The 14,878-nt window shown below is 65.3% G+C and carries 14 protein-coding genes; 9 read left to right on the forward strand and 5 right to left on the reverse strand.

The window, feature by feature from the left end:
• The first annotated feature begins 2 nt into the window (after window positions 1–2).
• The 3 genes from WBB14_RS13150 (at window position 3) to WBB14_RS13160 (ending at window position 2,372) form a co-directional block, all read left to right on the forward strand.
• Window positions 3–779 carry an SDR family oxidoreductase gene (locus WBB14_RS13150; RefSeq protein ID WP_424240207.1) on the forward strand — a complete coding sequence of 259 codons (777 nt, stop codon included), beginning with the start codon at window positions 3–5 and terminating at the stop codon, window positions 777–779.
• 166 nt (window positions 780–945) lie between these two features.
• The gene (locus WBB14_RS13155) at window positions 946–1,929 is read left to right on the forward strand and encodes a TerC family protein (protein ID WP_424240208.1); all 984 of its coding nucleotides are present in this window, start codon (window positions 946–948) and stop codon (window positions 1,927–1,929) included.
• 23 nt (window positions 1,930–1,952) lie between these two features.
• The gene (locus tag WBB14_RS13160; protein WP_424240209.1) at window positions 1,953–2,372 is read left to right on the forward strand and encodes a universal stress protein; all 420 of its coding nucleotides are present in this window, start codon (window positions 1,953–1,955) and stop codon (window positions 2,370–2,372) included.
• Window positions 2,373–2,390: 18 nt separating this feature from the next.
• On the opposite strand, the gene WBB14_RS13165 is transcribed toward WBB14_RS13160, so the two are convergent.
• The gene (locus tag WBB14_RS13165) at window positions 2,391–3,440 is read right to left on the reverse strand and encodes a DnaJ domain-containing protein (RefSeq protein ID WP_424240210.1); all 1,050 of its coding nucleotides are present in this window, start codon (window positions 3,438–3,440) and stop codon (window positions 2,391–2,393) included.
• A 163-nt stretch (window positions 3,441–3,603) separates the two neighbouring features.
• On the opposite strand from WBB14_RS13165, the gene WBB14_RS13170 reads away from it, so the two are divergent.
• The gene (locus WBB14_RS13170; RefSeq protein WP_424240211.1) at window positions 3,604–4,383 is read left to right on the forward strand and encodes a fused MFS/spermidine synthase; all 780 of its coding nucleotides are present in this window, start codon (window positions 3,604–3,606) and stop codon (window positions 4,381–4,383) included.
• Between the two features lie 4 nt (window positions 4,384–4,387).
• Here the strand turns inward: WBB14_RS13170 and WBB14_RS13175 are convergent, their stop codons facing one another.
• The 4 genes from WBB14_RS13175 to WBB14_RS13190 form a co-directional block, all read right to left on the reverse strand.
• A complete protein-coding gene (locus tag WBB14_RS13175; protein WP_424240212.1) occupies window positions 4,388–6,169 on the reverse strand; it encodes an acyl-CoA dehydrogenase in 1,782 nt (593 codons plus the stop codon).
• A gap of 52 nt (window positions 6,170–6,221) precedes the next feature.
• Window positions 6,222–7,283 (reverse strand): CaiB/BaiF CoA transferase family protein, encoded by a 1,062-nt coding sequence (locus WBB14_RS13180; protein ID WP_424240213.1) that lies wholly within the window; start codon window positions 7,281–7,283, stop codon window positions 6,222–6,224.
• A 68-nt stretch (window positions 7,284–7,351) separates the two neighbouring features.
• Window positions 7,352–8,332 carry a Bug family tripartite tricarboxylate transporter substrate binding protein gene (locus WBB14_RS13185; protein WP_424240214.1) on the reverse strand — a complete coding sequence of 327 codons (981 nt, stop codon included), beginning with the start codon at window positions 8,330–8,332 and terminating at the stop codon, window positions 7,352–7,354.
• Window positions 8,333–8,387: 55 nt separating this feature from the next.
• Complete coding sequence (locus WBB14_RS13190; protein WP_424240215.1) at window positions 8,388–10,490, reverse strand: acetate--CoA ligase family protein; 2,103 nt, start codon at window positions 10,488–10,490, stop codon at window positions 8,388–8,390.
• A 261-nt stretch (window positions 10,491–10,751) separates the two neighbouring features.
• Between WBB14_RS13190 and WBB14_RS13195 the strand changes: the two genes are divergently transcribed.
• From WBB14_RS13195 to WBB14_RS13215, 5 genes are all read left to right on the forward strand, one after another.
• Window positions 10,752–11,504, forward strand: a complete 753-nt coding sequence (locus WBB14_RS13195) for an SDR family NAD(P)-dependent oxidoreductase (RefSeq protein WP_424240216.1) — start codon at window positions 10,752–10,754, stop codon at window positions 11,502–11,504.
• A gap of 43 nt (window positions 11,505–11,547) precedes the next feature.
• Complete coding sequence (locus tag WBB14_RS13200; RefSeq protein ID WP_424240217.1) at window positions 11,548–12,714, forward strand: acyl-CoA dehydrogenase family protein; 1,167 nt, start codon at window positions 11,548–11,550, stop codon at window positions 12,712–12,714.
• Window positions 12,715–12,764: 50 nt separating this feature from the next.
• Complete coding sequence (locus WBB14_RS13205) at window positions 12,765–13,232, forward strand: MaoC family dehydratase (RefSeq protein WP_424240236.1); 468 nt, start codon at window positions 12,765–12,767, stop codon at window positions 13,230–13,232.
• A gap of 12 nt (window positions 13,233–13,244) precedes the next feature.
• Window positions 13,245–14,021 carry a citryl-CoA lyase gene (locus WBB14_RS13210; RefSeq protein WP_424240218.1) on the forward strand — a complete coding sequence of 259 codons (777 nt, stop codon included), beginning with the start codon at window positions 13,245–13,247 and terminating at the stop codon, window positions 14,019–14,021.
• Window positions 14,022–14,117: 96 nt separating this feature from the next.
• Window positions 14,118–14,858, forward strand: coding sequence for an IclR family transcriptional regulator (locus tag WBB14_RS13215; RefSeq protein WP_424240219.1), 741 nt, complete (start codon window positions 14,118–14,120; stop codon window positions 14,856–14,858).
• Window positions 14,859–14,878 lie beyond the last annotated feature (20 nt).

A 14,878-nucleotide genomic window follows, 5' to 3' on the forward strand; every position in this document is an offset into this window, starting at 1 on the left:
CCATGAGCAATTCACTGCAAGGCAAACGCGTCCTCATCACGGCGGGCGCGCAAGGGATAGGCCTGGCGATCGCGCGCAGGTTTCTGGAGGCGGGCGCCGAGGTGCATGTCTGCGACGTGGATGAGGCCGCATGCAAGGCTGCCGCCGCCGAACATCCCCGTCTGGGCGTCAGCCTGACGGACGTGTCCAGCGAAGCGCAAGTCCAGGCCATGTTCGGCGAGTTGACGAAAAAATGGGGCAAGCTCGATGCCCTCGTCAACAATGCGGGGGTGTCCGGTCCGACCAACCGGCTGGAGGAAACCACGCTGGACGCGTGGCAACGCACGCTGGACGTCAATCTGACCGGAACCTTCCTGTGCGCGCGCAGCGCGGTGCCGCTGCTGCGGGCGGCAGGCGGCGGCGCCATCGTCAATATCTCGTCTGTTGCGGGGCGCCTGGGCTTTTCGCTGCGCACGCCCTACAGCGCCAGCAAATTCGGCTTGGCCGGCTTGACGCAGACCTGGGCCATGGAGCTGGGGCCGTCGAACATCCGCGTCAATTCCGTGCTGCCGGGCGTCGTCTCGGGCGACCGGGTCGAACGGATCATCGCCGCCCGCGCCGCCGCCAGTGGCGTGAGCAACGATGCGATGCGCGAGCAGCTGGTGGACAAGGTGTCGCTGCGCCGCATGACCAGTCCGCAGGATATTGCCAATCAGGTGGCCTACCTGTGTTCCGACGAGGGCGCCATCATCAGCGGCCAGAGCATCTCCGTCTGCGGCAATGTGGAGTATCTGGGCTGAGGCGTCTGCGCCGGGGAACCGTTGGCGGCGGTTCCGAAAAACCTGAGCGTCGGTTCGATCCAGGCGAATTGTTCGCCGTGTCCGGAAGTTCTAGACTGGATTCGTACATGCATTGTGTACCGCTGGCCGTCGCATAGCGGTCTTGCAGCGACGGCGGGAGGTCCTGATGACTCAGGTCGAGACCTTTGCCACCCTGCCGATGTGGGCGGGGTTCGTAGGCTTTGTGCTGGTCGTGCTGGCGCTGGATCTGTACGTGCTGGGCGGCCGCCATGCGCATCGCGTGCGGCCCCGGGAAGCGCTGTTCTGGGTGGGCGTATGGATGGCGCTCGCCGTCCTGTTCGGCGCCCTGATGTGGTGGTATCTTGATGCCACCCTGGGGCGGGCTATCGCGCACCGCAAGACGCTGGAGTTCTACACCGGCTATCTGATCGAACTGTCCCTGTCCGTGGACAATATGTTCGTGTTTTCGCTGATCTTCGGCTATTTCGTGGTGCCGCTGGAATTGCAGCGCCGGGTGCTGCTGTATGGCGTGCTGGGCGCCATCGTGATGCGGGTCGGCATGATTCTGGCGGGTGTCTGGCTGTTGTCGAAGTTCGACTGGCTGTTCTACGTGTTCGGCCTGTTGCTGGTGGCGACGGGAGCGAGGATGCTGGCCCGCGCGGATCATCAGCCTGACATTGCCCGCAATCCGCTGGTGCGCCTATTGCGGTCTTCCATGCGCATCACCAAGGATTATCACGGCGAGTCGTTCTTCGTGCGCATCGGCGGCCTGCGGCATGCCACGCCCATGTTCGTCGTGTTGCTGATGATAGAGGCGAGCGACGTGGTGTTCGCGGTCGACAGCATCCCCGCCATCTTCGCCGTCACCACCGACCCGTTCCTGGTGTTTACTTCCAATATCTTTGCCATCATGGGCCTGCGGGCGCTGTACTTCCTGCTGGCCGACATGCGGGAGCGTTTCCGCTACCTCAAGCACGGACTTGCCGCGGTGCTCATCATCATCGGCGGCAAGATGCTGGCCGCGCCATGGTTCCATGTGCCGGTGCAGTGGTCGCTTGGGGCGGTAGGCCTGATCTTGCTGGCATCCGTGGGCGCCAGCATGTTCCTGCCCAGACGGGCCGCGGCCAAGGCCGCGGGCCCCAAGGGCTGAGTCCCACGATCCGGAGATCTGTCATGAACACGATCATTCTTGCCACCGATGGGTCCAGCCACAGCGACGCCGCTGCGCGCTATCTGGTCGAAAGCCCGTTGCTGAACCGGAATTTCACGGTGCATGTATTGCATTGCGAGGCCGACGTGACCGGCGATGTCAAAACCTTCATCGGCCAGGCCGACATCGACGCCTGGCATCACGAGGAGAGCGGCAAGGCGATGAAGTCCGTGATCGACATCCTGAGCGCGGGCAATGTCAGTTTCGAACGCCATGAGCTCACGGGCCACACGCCCGACAAGATCGTGGCGCATGCGATCAAGGTCGGCGCATCGGTCATCGTGATGGGCTCGCACCATCGGGCGCCCTTTCTGGATGCCCTGCTGGGGTCGGTGTGCGCGCGGGTAGTCGCCCATGCGCCCTGCCCGGTGCTGTTGGTCTGAGTGTCGGCGGACGAGGCGCTAGCAGGTGAGCTTGAGCTGATAACGGCCATCGGCAGTGCGTGCCAGGCGAACCCGGTCGAAACGATAGGTTCGCCCCTTCAGTGCATAGGTGGCGTCGGTCTCGTCATCGTCGCGGCCCTGCCAGACGATCTTCTGGTCGAGCGATTCGGCGTAGTAGTAGAAGATGGTGTTGGTGGATTCGATCAGTCCCAGGTCGCCGCGCAGGCCGGTGGAACTGTTGGCGTCCACGTTCCACCAGCCTTCGGTGCGCCATGCGGCTCCGTCGGGAAGATAATGGACGGCGAGCCTCAGGTCCCGGCCGCAGGCGTTCTCGACCGTCAGGGAAGCGGGCTTGGCCGGCGACGGCTTCGCCTCGCCGGGCTTGGCGGCCTGGAGCTGATCCTGCCGCACATTCCAGCCCATCCCGTAGTAGGCCACCAGGCCGCCGATCACCAGTACGGCCGCGACGCCGATGACAACCTGCCTGACGGTCTTCTGCCGCATATGCTCCGTGTAGCGCTGCTCAAGAATGCGGGTTTCGTGCTGTTGCAGCAATTGCGCACGGTGCTTGTCCTTGAGGGAAGACGTCACGGCGGATGCGCCGGCGAGCAGGACCAGCAGGGTGATGATGCGGTATTCCTTCAGCCGCTCGCTCAGCGAGGGCGAGATGCTGAAGATGACGCCCAGCAGGATGAGGCAGCCAATGAAGGCCAGCGGCCATATCCAGAAGTTGCGGCCCTTGGCGATTTCGGTGGCGTAGTAGTCTCGCAGCGTGTCGGCGGACCCGGAATCCGGGGGCGCGCTCCCGCCAGCCGCGCCTCCGCTGCCGCCCGCTGCTGCGCGTTGCTGGGTGATCCACGCGTCATGCTCCTGGCGCCGTTTCGGGTCGGAAAGCACCGCGTAGGCTTCGTTCAGGCGCGCCATGACGCGCTTGGCTTCCTCGAGCTTGTCGGGATTCTTGTCGGGATGCCATTTTTGCGAAAGATAGCGGTATGCGCCGCGGATGACTTCATCGCTGGCGCTTTCCGAGATCTGGAGCGTGTCGTAATGGGTATGTAAGCCAGCCATTGCCATGAATCCGCGTTCCGAAGCCTCGGGAGCTCAGCTTCGTGCACGCCGAGCATACGCGTCGTCCCCTGGGGCCGGCATCAGCCAAACGGACTACAGCATCGGGGAGGTAAGGCGGCGCAGTGGTATCTTTCCCTCTTTTCCCCGCAATCCAGCTCGCTTCATGCCTGACGACGTCACTACCTCTTCTCATACACCGCCTTCCGGCGCGCCCGCGGCAGCTCCGAGGCCCTTCGTCCAGAATTCCGGCACGCGGCGCACTTTGCATTTCACGCAGCAGGAAATCCAGAGCAGCATGTCCACGCTCAATCCTGACGCGCTTGAGCTGGAGTACACGCGGATGATGATGGGCTTCGTGCTCTTCAATCCGGATCCCGCCCGCATCCTGATGGTGGGGCTGGGCGGCGGCTCGCTGCCCAAGTTCTGCTATCGCTACCTGTCGGGCAGCGCGGTCGAAGTGGTGGAAATCGATCCTGCGGTCATCGCTTTGCGCGACGCCTTCATGGTGCCCCGCGACGACGAACGGTTCCGCGTGATTCAGGCCGACGCGGCCGACTACATGCGCGGCCTGTCCGACCACGCGGATGTGATCTTCCTGGATGGGTTCGGCGTCGGCGGGATACCCGGCCCGCTATGTTCGGCCGAGTTCTACGCCGACTGCTTCCGCGCCCTGCGCGAGGGCGGCATTCTGGTGATCAACTTCCATGTGAACCACCCGGACCACCATGAATACATGGAGCGCGTGCGGGCATCGTTCGGAGCGTCCCTGTTCGAAGTGGTGGACGACGACATGACCAACAGCATTGTGTTCGCCTGCAAGGGCGATCTGCTGGACGATCCCGCCGCGGCGCTGCTGCGGCGGCCGGCGTCCATGCCCAAGGACGCCTGGCGCCAGTTGATGCCGACGATGAAGGTCATCGGCGCGACGCTGGTGCTGAGGTAGCGTCCTAGCTGGACCAGCACTCGTCGGGAAAGGCGTCTATGCTGGAACCGCCTTCGCTGATGGCCTGTCGCAAGGCGCCGGATTGAACCAGAAGATTGCCGGCATAGAACAGCGCGCTGGCCTGGATGGCTTGCAGCGCGGCGCCATCGGCCGCGCCGTCCAGCGCTGCGCGCAGACGCAGTCCCTGCATCCAGGCGCCCACCACCAGCCCCCAGAGCTCGAGATACGACACGGCGCCGGCATGGGTGGCGCGCGGATCGGCGGCATGGCGTTCCAGCAGCCATGCGATGGTTTCGCGCAAATGCGCGCAACCCTGCAGCAGGCTGCCGCTGAACTCGCGGGCCGGCGCCGCACCTGCATGCATGGCCTCGGCCAGTTGGGAAATTTCATCCAGCAGCAGCATGGCTTGCGCGCCGCCATCCCGGACCGTCTTGCGGCCCAGCAGGTCGTTCGCCTGGATCGCGGTGGTGCCTTCGTAGATGGTCAGGATGCGCGCATCCCGGTAGTACTGGGCCGCGCCGGTTTCCTCGATGAAGCCCATGCCGCCGAAGACCTGGACCGCGTCATAGGTGACGCGTTGAGCGGTTTCGGTGAACCAGCCTTTCATGATGGGGATCAGCAGGTCGACGCGCGCCTGGGCGCGGCTGCGGGCTGCGGGGTCCGCGCCGGCATGGGCCAGGTCTCTCTGGATCGATAGGTACATGCCCAGCGCGCGCATCGATTCGATGCGGCTCTTCATGGAAAGCAGCAGGCGCCGTACGTCCGGGTGGCGCAGTATGGCGAGCGATGCGCCTTCTTCCCCGACGACCTTGCCTTGGCGGCGTTCCCGCGCGTACCAGACCGCATGCTGGAAGGCGCGTTCGGCAAGGGCCAGGCCCTGGTTGCCGACGGAGCAGCGGGCCTCGTTCATCATCACGAACATGTTCTTCAGCCCGTCGTTCAACTCGCCGACCAGGTAGCCCGTGGCGCCCTGTCCGGCGCCGAACTGCATGACCGCGGTGGGGCTGGCATGGATGCCGAGCTTGTGCTCCAAGGCCGAGCAGTGCACATCGTTGCGCACGCCCGGTGATCCGTCCTCCCGGATCAGGTGCTTGGGTACGGCGAAGAGCGACAGGCCTTTCGCGCCAGCCGGCGCATCCGGGGTGCGGGCCAGCACCAGATGGATGACGTTGGACGCGAAATCGTGGTCGCCATAGGTGATGAAGATCTTCTGGCCGGATATCGCATAGGAGCCGTCCTCCGCCGGGACCGCGCGGGTACGCACGGCGCCCAGGTCGGAGCCCGCCGCCGGTTCCGTCAGGTTCATGGTGCCGGTCCATTCACCGCTGATCAGCCGCGGCAACAGCAGGTCCTTCAAGGCCGGGGATGCCGAATGCAGGAGGGTTTCGATGGCGCCGCTGGTCAGCATGGAGCAGAGGGCGAAGCCGGGGTTGCAGGCGTGCCAGATTTCCTCGGTCAGGGTGGACAGGACGCAGGAAAGCCCTTGGCCGCCGTACTGCTCGGGATGACGCAAGCCATTCCATCCGCCTTCGCAGAAGGCGCGGTAGGCCTGTTGAAATCCCGCGGGCGTGGAAACAGCGCCTTCATGCAAGCGGCAGCCTTGCTGATCGCCGATGCGGTTGAGGGGATCCAGCAAGCCCTGCGCGAATTTCTCGGCTTCGAGCACGACGGAGCGCGCGAGTCCGGCATCCAGGGCGGATCCGCATTGTTGCAAATGCGGATCCAGGGGAAATACCGCTGTCGTAAGAAAGTCGATGTCATGCAGTGGCGCTTGGTACTGGCTCATGGAGTGCCTATTCAGAAGTGGAGAGTGACTGCGCCGGGCCGGCCGTGGCGATTCAACCCTCGTTCATGTGGTCCAGCCGTACCGGATAGCGTACGTATCGGGCCTCGGCATGGCTGCCGAACAGCCCGCGGGCGCGCGCATGCGGAGTGCTGCGCAGCGCCAGGGGCTCTTCCAGCAGCGAGACAGGCACGTCCGCGGCCTCCAGGAGAGCGACGATGTCCGGCGCATCCCGGCTCGCCACATGCGCGGCAATCGCCTGGTTGATGTCCGCGGCCAGCGCTGCACGCTGGTGATAGGAGGAGGTTTCCGCGCGATCCATATCCAAGGCGAAAGCCTGCAGCAGCCGCAGCCAGAAGTGGTCCTCAAGCGCGGCAATGGCGATGCAGGCGCCATCGTTCGTGCTGAACACGCCGTAGGCCGGCTTGTTCAACACGTCTTGGCGCTGCGCGGCCAGGCTGGCCAGTCCGGCCGAAGAGAACTGGCCCAGGCGCGGGTTCATCCAGTGGGCGACGCAATCCGTCAGCGACACGTCCAGATGCTGACCGCGGCCGGTGTGCTGGCGCTGCATCAGCGCCGCCAGGATGCTGGACAAGGCATACATGGCGCCGCAAAGGTCGGCGACGGGCAGGCCGGCGCCCGGCGCAGGCATGGCGGGATCGCTGCCCGCAAGCGCCAACGCGCCCGCCGTGGCGAGATAGTTGATGTCATGGCCCGGCCGCTGTGCATTGGGGCCGTGCTGGCCATAGCCGCTGAGGGACGCGTAGACCAGCCCGGGATTGATGGCGGCGGCCTCGTCGTAGCCCAGGCCCAGGCGCGCCATTGCGCCTGGACGGAATCCTTCGACCAGGACATCGCTGCGCGCGATGATGTCGCGCGCCGCCCGCAGGCCGTCGGGATGCTTGAGATCAAGCATGACGCATTGCTTGCCGCGGTTGACGGAATCGAACACGCCGGGATAGAGCTGGCGCGCGTTGTCGCCGTGCGGAGGACGCTCGATCTTCGTGACGGCGGCGCCCAGTTCCAGGAGGTTCTGAGTCAGGAATGGGCCTGGCAGCAGTTCGGAAAAGTCGGCAACGGCGATGCCGGACAGGGGAAGCGAGTGCGGGTGCGGCATGGCAAGGGTCCGTGCGGAAGGAGGAGTGAGGCGCGCCGGGAGCGCGCCTCGTTCAAGCAGGCCGCGGCCTAGTCGAGCTGGACGTTGGCTTCCTTGACTACATTGCCCCATTTGACGGATTCATCCTTCACGAAGGCGGTGAAATCCGCGCCCGATTTCTTCAGCGGAACACCGCCGAAGGCGATCAGGCGGGCAGCAATCTGCGGGTCGCCGATGGCCTGGGCGAACGCCTGTTCGAGCTTGGCGTTTACTTGCGCGGGCGTGTCGGCGGGCACGAAGATGCCCATCCAGGAAACGGAGGTGGCGCCCGGATAGCCGAGCTCCGCGAGCGTGGGCACCTCGGGGAAGGACGGCAACCTGGCATCTCCCGTGACGGCGAGCGCGCGGATCTTGCCGGTCTTGATGAAGGATTCGGTCGACACCGGATAGTCGAAGGAGATGTCGACCTGGCCGCCGATCAGCGCGGTGATCGAAGGCGCGCTGCCCTTGAACGGGATGTGGCTGAATTTCACGCCAGCGATGGACTGGAACAGCTCGGCCGCAAGGTGCGTGCCGGTGCCGGCGCCGGCGCTGGACGTGTTCAGCTTGCCCGGATTGGCCTTGGCATAGGCGACGAGCTTGTCCAGCGTGTTGTACGGCCGGGATTCGTTGACGACGAGGATATTGGGAATGGCCGTGAGCCCCTGCACGGCGACCAGTGCCTTGTCGGGCTTGCTGGCGTTCTTGTAGATCAGGGGGTTGGTGACCTGGGTGCCTTGCGTGCCGAGAAAGATCGTATAGCCGTCCGGCTTGCTGTTGGCCGCGTACTCCGCGCCGATGTTGCCGCCCGCGCCGGCGCGGTTCTCGACGATGATGGGCTGCCCCAGCAGCTCGGAGGCGCGGGCGCCCACCGTGCGCGCCACGTTGTCCGTGATGCCGCCGGCCGTGAACGGAACGATGAAGCGTATCGGGCGGTCGGGGAAGGCGGCGTCCGCCGACGCGCTGAGCGGCGCGAGCGCCATGGCGGCGGCGAGCGCGGCCGCTGCGGGTCCGAAGAGCTTGTTGCACATGGGAAGTCTCCTGTTGTATGGGTCCGCCATCTGGAGCGGCGGATGGTGAAACGCGCTATCGCGCGGATGCGATCAGCACGGCGTCCAGCGCGACTGCGCCGTCCGGGCTGACGAGCACGGGATTCAAGTCCAGCTCCTGGACCTCATAGGGGCCGCGCGTCACGAAGTCGGACACGGCCAGCAGCAGTTTTTCCAGGGCGCCGATATCGGCCGGCGCCTGGCCGCGGCACCCTGCAAGCAGTTGATGGCAACGGGTCTCCGCGATCATGGCGCGCGCCTCGGCGGGCGTCAGCGGCAAGAGGCGGCGGCTCACGTCCCTGAAGACCTCGACATAGACGCCGCCCAGGCCGAAGGTCAGGACATGGCCGAACAGCTCGTCCCGGTGCACGCCGACCAGGGTCTCGACGCCGCGTTGCGCCATCATTTGTTCGATCAGGATGCCTTCGATGTCGGCCTGCGGATACGCCTCGCGCGACCGCGCCATGATCAGCTCCCATGCGTCGCGGACCTCATCGGGCGTGCGCAGTCCGACGATGACGCCGCCGATGTCCGATTTGTGGAGGATCTGCGGGCTGACGATCTTGGCCACTACCGGGCCGTCGCATTGCGCAGCCGCGGCCACGGCGTCTTCGGCCGTCCGGCAGACGCGGCCGAAGGGCACGGCCACGCCGGCCTCGCTCAGCAGCTGCTTGGCGGCGCGCTCGGCATAGGCTTGCGGGGCCTGCGCGCCAGGAAGGGGCGCCGCATGCATGATCGAGGGCTCCCATGCCGGATCGAAGACGCGGGCGGACATGCCATAACCGTTCCATCGCGATAGCGCCTTGATGGCCTTGCCCAGCGTCCGGATGGGCGCAATGCCGGCGTCGACCAGGCATTGGTAGCCTGTACCCAGTTTGTCGCTCATCCAGACCGGCACGATGGGGATATCGACCTCGGCCTGCACCTTGACCAAGTTCTGGCAGGCGGCCAGGGTCGTGTCGCCGTATTCCATGGGGATGGGATAGAGCACGACGTCCACGTTCGGGTCCTGGGCGACGCGCAGCAGCGAACCATAGCTGATGTCGCTCTGGACCAGGATCTCCGCGGTCGTGTCGACGGGATTGTCGATGGCCGCATAGCTGGGAAGCAACTCGGCCAGGGCCTGGCGGGTCCGCGGCTCGAACTCGGCGAGCGCCAGGTCCGCGCTGCCCAGCATGTCCGCAGCCAGCGCGACGGTGCCGCCCGAGAACGAGTACACGGCGGTGCGGATGGCGCGCGCAGGCACGCCGCGCGCCAGCAGCGCGGCGGTATCGATCAGTTCGTCGATGTCGTCGACCTCCACGATCCCCAATTGCCGGAAGGCGGCGCTGTTGATGTCGGCGCTGCCCGAGAGTGCGGCAGTATGGGATTGCGTGGCCTTGACGCCATAGGCGGACTTGCCGACCTTCAGGGCCACGATGGGTTTGCCCTGGCGCGCGGCATTGAGGGCTGCGGCGGCGAAGCGGGGCGCGTCGTTGATGCCTTCCAGCAGCGCGACGATGACCTTGATTTCGGGCATCGCGACCATGTGGTTGATGTAGTCGCTGGCGGTCAGGTCGACCTCGTTGCCGCTGGAGCACCACAGGCCGATGCCGATGCCGCGGCCGCTGGCCTGCAGGAACGTGCGGCCCAGCCCGCCGCCCTGCGTGACCAGGCCGATCGGGCCGGGCATGCGGTCGTGCTGGAAGGCCGGCGAGAACGTGAAGCCCAGGCCGCGGTTGTTGTTGTTCATGCCGGGGCAGTTCGGCCCGTAGATCCGGATGCCGGTTTCGCGGACGATGGCGCGCATCTGTTCTTCAAGCTGGCGGCCCGCCTCGCCGGTCTCGCCGAAGCCGGAGGTCAGGACGATGGCGAACTTGACGCCCTTGCGGCCGCAGTCCGCCAGCACGCTGACCGCCGCCGGCGCCGGCACGACCACGATCGCGGTCTGCGGCGCATAGGGCAGATCCATTACCGAGCGATAGGCGCGCCTGCCCATGACCGTGTCCTTGGTGGCGTTGACCAGGAACAGTTCGCCGGTGTAGCTGGAATGTTCGACGATATTCGTCAGGGCGCGCTGGCCGATGCTGGCGGGCCGGTCCGAGGCGCCGATCAGGACGAGTGAGCTGGGGTCGAACAGGGGGGCAAGGTCTGAAAACATTCGAGGTCCTCCGGGCATGTCGCGCATGCCCGCCTGGCAGGGGTTGATGGTGCAATTAATACGATAGGCCGGATACTAATTCGACATATTGCATTGGTCAATCGGAAATAAATTCGACATATCGTTGTTTCATACGATATTATGAATTTAGCAAGCCCTTCAGCAGGGGCTGCCGCCGCCCCGGAACGGGGTGGCATGCCCCGGGGGATTGCGTGATGGCACGCATGGCCGCCGGCTGTTCCATACAGAAAAGACATAGCCATGGATTTGAGAATTGCGGGGAAGGTGGCGTTGGTGACCGGATCGGGTCGCGGCATTGGCGCCCAGACGGCGCGGCTGCTGGCCGAGGAAGGGGCGCGCGTCGTCATCACGGACATCGACGGCCAGAGCGCCGCCGCGACGGCGCAGCAGCTGCGCGATGAAGGCCACGAGGCCATAGGCGTCCAATGCGACGTCTGCGAGCGCGACGCGGTCGCCGCCATGGTGGACGCTGCGGCTACTGCCTTCGGCGGCGTCGACATCCTGGTCAACAACGCGGGCTTCACGCGCGACAAGTATCTGGGCAAGATGGCCGAATCCGATTGGGACTCGGTGGTCGACACCATCCTCAAGGGCGCCTTCCATTGCACCCGCGCCGTGCTGCCGGGCATGATGGAGCGCAAGTGGGGGCGAATCATCAACATCGCCTCGCGTTCGGTGTTCGGCAATCCCGGCCAGACCAACTACACCACCGCCAAGCTGGGCCTGGTGGGCTTCACCCGCGCGCTGTCGCTGGAGCAAGCCAAGTTCGGCATCACCGTCAACGCCATCGCGCCCGGCTTCGTCGAGACCGAACTCATCCAGTCCCTGCCGTCCTATCCGGCATTGCGGGACGCTGCGCTGGCCAAGAACCCGGTCGGCTTCCTGGGCCAACCAGACGATATCGCGTCGTCCGTCGCCTTCATCGCTTCGGAGCGCGCGCGCTACATCACCGGCGTCACGCTGTACGTGACGGGCGGACGCTTTTCGTCTTGAGACGCACACCCCAGATTTTGAGAATGGCCGCTTAGAGGACAACATGGATTTTGATTTCGATACGGATCAACTGGCCCTGCGCGACAGCATCAGGCGCTACATGAAGGCCGAGGTCGGCCCGCGCATCGCCGCCTGCGAGGCCGACAGGCGCATCCCTTCTGACGTGCTGGAGGGACTGGCGCCATTCGGCTACATCGGCGGACTGCTCCCGGAGGACGACGGCGGCTTCGGCCTGGACTTCGTCACGTGGGCGATGATGGTCGAAGAGGCCGGCTATTGCTGGGGATCGTTGCGCACCATACTCAATATCACGAACATCTTCCTGCGCCTCGTCAATGCCTACGGCACGCCGGCCCAGAAAGAGAAATTCCTGCGGCCCGTGCTGGCGTCCGCCAAGAACGTCTGCGTGGCGATCAGCGAGCCCAACCACGGCTCCAATGTGGCGGGCATCGAACTCAAGGCGGAAGACCAGGGCGACCACTATGTGCTCAACGGCAGCAAGCTGTGGATCACCAACGGGGTGAACGCCGATTACGCGATCGTCCTGGCGCGTACCTTCAGCGCCGGCTGTGACGGCAAGCTGTCGTTGTTCCTGGTCGAACGCGAGCAGTCGACCTACGAGGCGCGCCTGGTCGACAAGATGGTCCTGAAGGCGTCCGGCACTGCCGAGCTGCGCTTCGACGGGGTGCGCGTGCCCAAGGAGAACCTGCTGGGTACCGAGGGCACCGCGCTCAAGACCATGCTGACGGGCCTGAACTATGGCCGCTTGAATATTGCAATGGGCGCCGTGGGCGCGGCGCAGGCCGCGCTGGACTTGTCCATCGAATACGCCAAGACCCGGCGTCAATTCGGCCGCCCCATCGGTGAATTCCAGCTCGTGCAAAAGCATATCGTCGACATGATGGTCCGCACCGAAGCGGCGCGGGCGCTGGGCTACAAGGCGGCCGTGGCCGTGCAAAAGGGCCTGCCCGCGCGCGTCGAATGCTCCATCGCCAAACTGTATGGCGCCGAAGCCGCGCACGAAGTCGCCAAGATTGCGCTGAGCGTCCATGGCGGCCTGGGCTATTCGACCGAATATCCGTTGGAGCGCATCTTCCGCGATACCAGCGGCGGCACGATACCCGAAGGCACGGCGGAAGTGCAGACGCTGATCGTGGGCCGCGAGGTGCTGGGCCTGTCCGCGATCAACGCGGCGGAGGCGGCGAAGTGACGGCAGTTCAGATTGCAGCCGAGACGCCAGCGCCCGGCGCGCTGGCGGACATGCGGTACTACTGGGATGACCTGCCGCCGGGCCTGGAGGTCGAGACCGCGGCGCGCACCATCACCGAAGCCGACGTCGTTGCCTTCGCCGGCCTGAGCGGCGATTACAACCGCCTGCACACGGACGCGGTCTATGCGGGCCAAAGCAAATTCGGCCAGCGTATCGCGCACGGCATGCTGGTCGGCTCCATCATGTCCGGCCTGAATACGCGCACGGTGCTGAACCAGTGCCTGGAACCATCGATCCTCGGCCTGCTGGAGATGTCCTATCGCTTCGCCAAGCCCACCTTCGTCGGCGACACGATCAAGGTCAGGATCCTGGTGGCCGGCCGGCGCCTGGGCAGCGACGCCAGCCGGGGCGTGGTCGAGTTCGAACGGCAAGGCATCAATCAGCATGGGGAAACGGTATGCGTCTGCAGCGTGAAGATGCTGGTCGCCTGCCGCGCGTCGCAGTCCATTCAACAATAGCGGAGAAATGAATTGATCAAGACCGAGATCGGGTACACCACCCCGGAAGTCATTACCGTGCGCGGCAAGAACCTGGCCACCGAGCTGCTGGGGAAAGTCGACTTCGTGGACATGATGCTGCTGGTGATCTTCAACCGCACGCCCAGCGCGGCCGAGAAGACCATGATCAACCATATCCTGGTGACCGCCTGCGACCACGGCCTGACGCCCAGCGCCATGAGCGCCCGGCTGACCTACCTGGGCGCGCCGGAAGCGATGCAGGCCGCCGTGGCCGCGGGCCTGCTGGGCGCCGGCAGCGTCTTCCTGGGTACCACCCAGAACTGTGCCGAGATGCTGGCCGCAGGCGCTGCCGGCCTGTCCGATGATCCGGACGAAGCCGAGTGCGACGCCGCGGCACGCGCCATGCTCAGCGCCAGCAGGGAAAAGAAGCAGCCTGTCTACGGTATCGGCCATCCCATACATGTGGATGGCGACCCGCGCGTGCCGACGCTGCGCCGGCTGGCGCAGGAGCTGGGCTTTCACGGCAAGCACTGGCGCCTGATGGATGCCGTGCACCGCGTGCTGCTGCAAGACCGGAACAAGAACCTGCCCATGAACGTGGTCGGCGCGATCGGCGCCATCATCTGCGACATGGATCTGGATCCGATGATCGCGCGCGGCCTCATGCTGGTCGGACGCGCGGGCGGCTTGTTGGCGCATCTATACGAAGAACGCGAGCATCCCATCGGCCAGCACATATGGGATCTGGTGCTGGCGCAGGACGAGCGCAATGTTGCCCCTGTTCGTTGACATGGACTACACTTCCGACGCCGTTTAACCACGCCTTTTCAACTTGCTGCGCTTGTGTCGCAGGCCGATGGCAAACTCCAGGTAATTGAGCGTCATATGCCGACCTTTGTTAGCGCCGCCGCCCGTGCCATGGCGGTATTTGAAGTCTTCGCGCGAGAGAAAAGAGAACTCTCCAACTCGGATCTGGCCCGGCTGCTGGATCTGGCCGACAGCAGCTGCCTGGACCTGCTGCACACCTTGCATCAATTGGGCTACCTGTTCCGCACGCAGTCGCGGCGCTACTACCCGACCGGCAAACTGCTGCTTGCCGTCCAGCAGATAAGCACGGTCGATCCCATCATCCATGCCACGCGCGAAGCGCTGGAGCAGTTGTCCGAGCGTACCGGGGAAACCGCCTACATCGGGCGCATCGACGGCGCCGCGGTCAAGATCGTCGCCGTGCGTGACGGCAAGTATCCGCTGCGCTACATCCTGGGCCTGGGCGAGCGCATTGCGCTGCATGCGTCCGCCATGGGCAAGTCCCTGCTGGGCGGCTTGCCGCCAGAGGCGGCGCGCAAGCTGCTGGCCGCCAAGCCGCTGCGCAAAGTGACGCCGGCGACGGTCACCGAGCCCGACGCGCTCCTGGCCGAAATCGACAAGAGCCGCGAACGTGGCTGGTATCACACGCACGGTGAAGGCGGGGATGGCGCGGATGCGCTGGCCGTGTCGGGCTGGTTGGGCGAAGAATGCGTCGCCATGGCCATCTCGGGCCCTTCCGACCGCTTCCAAAGCAAGCGTGACGAGTACGTCGAAGTCCTGCGAGACGTCGCCGAGAAAGTCTTCACGCGCGAACCGTAAGCGGCGCACGCGGCCGCGGC

The sequence above is a fragment of the Achromobacter sp. genome (assembly GCF_049647645.1).
Lineage (GTDB): Bacteria > Pseudomonadota > Gammaproteobacteria > Burkholderiales > Burkholderiaceae_B > Achromobacter.

What these genes read in the sequence shown, in the direction of transcription:
- WBB14_RS13175 (WP_424240212.1), bottom strand. Translation starts at nt 6,169, where the DNA reads ATGAGCCAGTACCAAGCGCCACTGCATGACATCGACTTTCTTACGACA.
- WBB14_RS13160 (WP_424240209.1), top strand. Translation starts at nt 1,953, where the DNA reads ATGAACACGATCATTCTTGCCACCGATGGGTCCAGCCACAGCGACGCC.
- WBB14_RS13150 (WP_424240207.1), top strand. Translation starts at nt 3, where the DNA reads ATGAGCAATTCACTGCAAGGCAAACGCGTCCTCATCACGGCGGGCGCG.
- WBB14_RS13180 (WP_424240213.1), bottom strand. Translation starts at nt 7,283, where the DNA reads ATGCCGCACCCGCACTCGCTTCCCCTGTCCGGCATCGCCGTTGCCGAC.
- WBB14_RS13185 (WP_424240214.1), bottom strand. Translation starts at nt 8,332, where the DNA reads ATGTGCAACAAGCTCTTCGGACCCGCAGCGGCCGCGCTCGCCGCCGCC.
- WBB14_RS13200 (WP_424240217.1), top strand. Translation starts at nt 11,548, where the DNA reads ATGGATTTTGATTTCGATACGGATCAACTGGCCCTGCGCGACAGCATC.
- WBB14_RS13165 (WP_424240210.1), bottom strand. Translation starts at nt 3,440, where the DNA reads ATGGCTGGCTTACATACCCATTACGACACGCTCCAGATCTCGGAAAGC.
- WBB14_RS13205 (WP_424240236.1), top strand. Translation starts at nt 12,765, where the DNA reads ATGCGGTACTACTGGGATGACCTGCCGCCGGGCCTGGAGGTCGAGACC.
- WBB14_RS13215 (WP_424240219.1), top strand. Translation starts at nt 14,118, where the DNA reads ATGCCGACCTTTGTTAGCGCCGCCGCCCGTGCCATGGCGGTATTTGAA.
- WBB14_RS13170 (WP_424240211.1), top strand. Translation starts at nt 3,604, where the DNA reads ATGCCTGACGACGTCACTACCTCTTCTCATACACCGCCTTCCGGCGCG.
- WBB14_RS13155 (WP_424240208.1), top strand. Translation starts at nt 946, where the DNA reads ATGACTCAGGTCGAGACCTTTGCCACCCTGCCGATGTGGGCGGGGTTC.
- WBB14_RS13190 (WP_424240215.1), bottom strand. Translation starts at nt 10,490, where the DNA reads ATGTTTTCAGACCTTGCCCCCCTGTTCGACCCCAGCTCACTCGTCCTG.
- WBB14_RS13195 (WP_424240216.1), top strand. Translation starts at nt 10,752, where the DNA reads ATGGATTTGAGAATTGCGGGGAAGGTGGCGTTGGTGACCGGATCGGGT.